Below are 3942 nucleotides of genomic sequence, written 5' to 3' on the forward strand. Positions count from 1 at the left end.
CTGCTCATGCAGGCTATGGGCCCGAACGTAGCAGGCGTTATCGGTACTGCAGTTGCTGCAGGCACCATGCTGGCACAGTTCGGAGGCTGATTTCTGTAAGAAATCTGTCAATGAAAAGCATCCTCGAAAGAGGATGCTTTTTTGCTCTGGCGGCGCTGCCATTGGACACACCTTATCGGGTGTGAGGGTTCAGAGGGTTCAGAAGGGAAGGTTCTTAAGATGGACCGGCCGTTGGCCGGAGGGTTCTTAAGTTTGACGGGCCTGAAAGGCCGTCAAACTTAAGAACCCTGGGAACCCTCGGGGCGAAGCCCCGTCAACCCTCGCGCCAAAGGGCCATCATTATCCCCTTGCATTCTCTCTGAAATGCTGATATCATTACACTTGATAAGGAGTACTAATTATGCAGCTAATTGATTTATCTGATGTACATGATTTCAGCGCAGCCCGTTTTCTGCTGTACTGGCTGATTGCTTCCGTGGTGGCCATCATTGTGGCCTACAGTATCGGACAGGAAAACAAACTGAAGTGGTTCAGGCAGCGCAAATCCAATGGTTTCATGGTACGCCGCGGGGTGTTTGGCAATTTCAGTCTGCTGGGCGTGCCGAATTCCAAAGAAGGCTTTGCCATTACGGCAGGCATCTTTATCGGTTCCGGTGTGATCTGGGCCGTTCTTGTATTTGTCATTCTTCCTGTTTTCGGTTATAGGTTATAATTTATAAAGTAAGAGTTTTACAGTTTCATATTCTGTTTCCTGCGTATGGCACAGGGGTAGGAAATCCATCCTGATAGAAGGACCTGGCATTGAAAAAATGTCAGGTCTTTTTTTTAGGAATATATGCATGGCAGGTTATCAAACAGGATGGGCAGAGACAATCTATTTCATAAAGGCAGTTATTTGTATTTTTATTCATTTGGGAGGTTTCAATGACAGCCTGGGAAAGTATTGCCAAAGAGTTGTTCAGCGGGGTCATGGGCATGGGAGACCCTTCGGTATGGATGATGTTCCTCATCGGCGGCATTTTGATTTATCTGGGGGTAAAGAAGGATTATGAACCCATGCTTCTTTTCCCCATGGGGGTAGGCTGTATCCTGGCCAATATCCCCGGTCATTTTGCAGTGATTCCCACAGGCGGCGGGGAGCCGGGATTCCTGTCCGTGCTTTATGAGGCAGGCATTGCCAATGAGCTTTTCCCGGTGCTCATCTTCATTGCGGTGGGAGCCATGTGTGAGTTCGATCCCCTGATCCGGGCGCCTTATGTGATGCTCTTTGCGGCGGCTGCCCATTTCGGCATTTTCGCCGCGGCCTTCCTGGCATCGCTGGCGGGATTTCCTTTCAATGAAGCGGCGTCCATCGGTATCATCGGTGCCGCCGACGGTCCTACCACCATTTTCGTGGCCCAGAAATTTGCCACCAATCTTCTGGCACCGCTGACGGTGACAGCTTTCTGCTATATGTCCCTGGTGCCTATTATCCAGCCACCCATTGTAAAGCTTTTGACTACGAAGAAGGAGCGCCTGATCCGCATGCCCTTCAAGGCGGAGAAGCCTGTTTCCTGGACGGCCCGTTTCCTGTTTCCCCTGATGGTGGTGCTTATTGCCGGTATTCTGGCGCCTATTTCGGTTCCTCTTATCGGTGCTCTCATGTTCGGCAACCTGCTGAAGGTATCGGGAGTCACGGACTCTCTTTCCAATGCGGCGCAGAATGAGCTGTCCAACCTGGTCACCCTTCTTCTGGGCATTACTGTAGGGGCCACCATGACAGCGGAAAATATCCTGACCATGGACGTGCTCAAAATCCTGGTGCTGGGAGCCCTGGCCTTTGTATTCGATACGGTGGGAGGCGTTCTCTTTGCCAAGCTGGCCAATCTGTTCCTCACGAAGAAAATCAATCCTATGATCGGTGCCTGCGGTATTTCCGCCTTCCCCATGTCCGGCCGTGTCATTGCGAAGATGGCGCTGAAGGAAGACCCGTCCAATTATATTATCCAGCATGCCATGGGGGTCAACGTGGCAGGCCAGGTGGCGTCAGTGGTAGCCGGCGGTCTGGTGCTGGCATTGATTCCCGTACTGGGATAAGGAGGAAATCATGACGACTGTAGAATCATCGCTGGCATTAATGGTGATTGCCTATCCTCTTCTTTTCGTGGTGATGGCTGTATTTGCCGGACTCACCTATCTTCTGAACCGGGTGTTTCAGGAAAGGAAATAGGGAATAGTGAAATAGGGAAAGGGTTCTCTTCCTTTCGCAGGAAAAGGTCCCTCCTGACGGGGCAGGCTCTGCGGAAGACTGTTTTTTCTCTGAAGCGGAAGAGGGGCAGCACTTTTCTATAAAAGACAATCAAAAAGGGCTGTGAAGAAATGATTTCCATTTTTTCACAGCTCTTTTTATTGCTTTTTATTTACTTTCGAAGAATGCTTTGTAAGCCAGGTAGGTTTCGTAGGCATCGGCCTTGGAGAGGAGGTCGTAGGGGGAGTGCATGGACAGCATGGCTGTGCCGCAGTCCACCACTTCAGCACCCCAGTCGGCCATCATGAAGGCGATGGTGCCGCCGCCGCCCTGGTCTACCTTGCCCAGTTCGCCAATCTGCCAGCATACGCCGGCTTCGTTGAAGATGGTGCGGATTTTCTGCAGGAATTCCGCATTGGCATCATTGCTGCCCGCTTTGCCCCGGGCGCCGCCGTACTTGGTGAGGTTAATGCCGTAGCCCATGAAGGAAGCGTTGTCCTTTTCCGAAACTTCGGGGAACATGGGGTCCAGGCAGGAGTTTACGTCGGCAGAAAGCATTTCGCTGTTTTCCATGGTTTCATAGAAATCAAGGATAGTATTCTGTCCCTGGAGGGAGAGAAGTTTCATGACGAATTTCACGAAGTAGGAGGATTCCATGCCTGTGTTGCCGTAGGAACCGATTTCTTCCTTATCGGTGAGGAGGGCTGCCTGGGTCTTGACCCCCGGCTTGGCGTCCAGAATGGCTTCCAGGTTGGCATAGGAGCATACCCGGTCGTCCTGTCCGTAGGAGGCGATGAGGGAACGGTCGAAGCCTACGTCCCGGCTCTTTGTGGCCGGCACCAGTTCCAGTTCGGCGGTGGCAAAGTCTTCTTCTTCAATGCCATAGGTGTCTTTCAGCCATTTCATGAACAGCTCCTTCGGCTTGGCTTTGCCTTCGGCGTTGGTCCAGGCAATGGCCTGCAGCTGTTCGCCGGTAATGCCTTCGGCCAGGGTTTTCTTCATCTGGTCCTGGGCCATGTGGATGAGGAGGTCGGACACGTAGAAAATGGGGTCTCCTTCCTTCATGCCCACATTGATTTCCACTTTCTTTCCGTCTCTGGTGTAAATGACGCCGATGAGGGCCAGGGGGATGGTGGGCCACTGGTATTTCTTGATGCCGCCGTAGTAGTGGGTGCGGAAATAGACCACCCCTTCCTGCTCATGCATCGGGTTGGCTTTCAGGTCCAGTCGGGGAGAGTCGATGTGGGAGCCCACGATTTTAATGCCTTCATGCACCGGTTCTTCGCCGATGACGGCCAGAATCACCGATTTGCCTTTCTGGTTCCAGTATACTTTGTCGCCGGGCTTCAGGGATTTCATGGTGTATACCGGTTTGAATCCCTTTTCCTCGGCCTGGCGGATGATTTCAGCCGCTGCCAGCCGTTCCGTGCGGGCGGTGTCAAGGAAAGCTTTGTATTTTTCACCATAATCCATAACGGCCTTTCGCTCTTTCTGATTCATGCGCTGCCATACGGATTTTGTTCTGCTGTATGTTTCTTTCATAGCAAACCTCCTGTAATAGAGAATAATTATCACATTTATCATTATACTACAGAGACTCCGGTGGGGCTATGGGAATTATGGGCTTGGTAAGTGTCAAGTTTTCCTCAAGTTTTCCTCGGTAATTCATTTGACTGTCGATAATTACTATCTCCGTGGCTTCGGTTTTATCAGTA

Annotated in this window: 5 protein-coding genes; 4 read left to right on the forward strand and 1 reads right to left on the reverse strand. The window is 51.4% G+C overall.

Going from position 1 to position 3942, the window contains the following annotated elements; translation table 11 throughout:
* From HMPREF9453_RS12420 to HMPREF9453_RS12370, 4 genes are all read left to right on the forward strand, one after another.
* On the forward strand, positions 1-90 hold a 90-nt coding region (locus HMPREF9453_RS12420; RefSeq protein WP_148363766.1), incomplete at its 5' end, for a sodium ion-translocating decarboxylase subunit beta.
* Positions 91-400: 310 nt separating this feature from the next.
* Positions 401-712, forward strand: a complete 312-nt coding sequence (locus HMPREF9453_RS08970) for a hypothetical protein (protein WP_008860234.1) — start codon at positions 401-403, stop codon at positions 710-712.
* Positions 713-924: 212 nt separating this feature from the next.
* A complete protein-coding gene (locus HMPREF9453_RS08975) occupies positions 925-2076 on the forward strand; it encodes a sodium ion-translocating decarboxylase subunit beta (protein ID WP_008860235.1) in 1152 nt (383 codons plus the stop codon).
* A gap of 10 nt (positions 2077-2086) precedes the next feature.
* Positions 2087-2209, forward strand: coding sequence for a hypothetical protein (locus HMPREF9453_RS12370; RefSeq protein ID WP_008860236.1), 123 nt, complete (start codon positions 2087-2089; stop codon positions 2207-2209).
* Between the two features lie 186 nt (positions 2210-2395).
* Here the strand turns inward: HMPREF9453_RS12370 and HMPREF9453_RS08980 are convergent, their stop codons facing one another.
* On the reverse strand, positions 2396-3769 hold the full coding sequence (locus HMPREF9453_RS08980) for an aminopeptidase (RefSeq protein ID WP_008860237.1): 1374 nt from the start codon (positions 3767-3769) through the stop codon (positions 2396-2398).
* Positions 3770-3942: the final 173 nt, after the last annotated feature.

The organism is Dialister succinatiphilus YIT 11850 (genome assembly GCF_000242435.1).
In the GTDB taxonomy this organism is placed as follows: domain Bacteria; phylum Bacillota; class Negativicutes; order Veillonellales; family Dialisteraceae; genus Dialister; species Dialister succinatiphilus.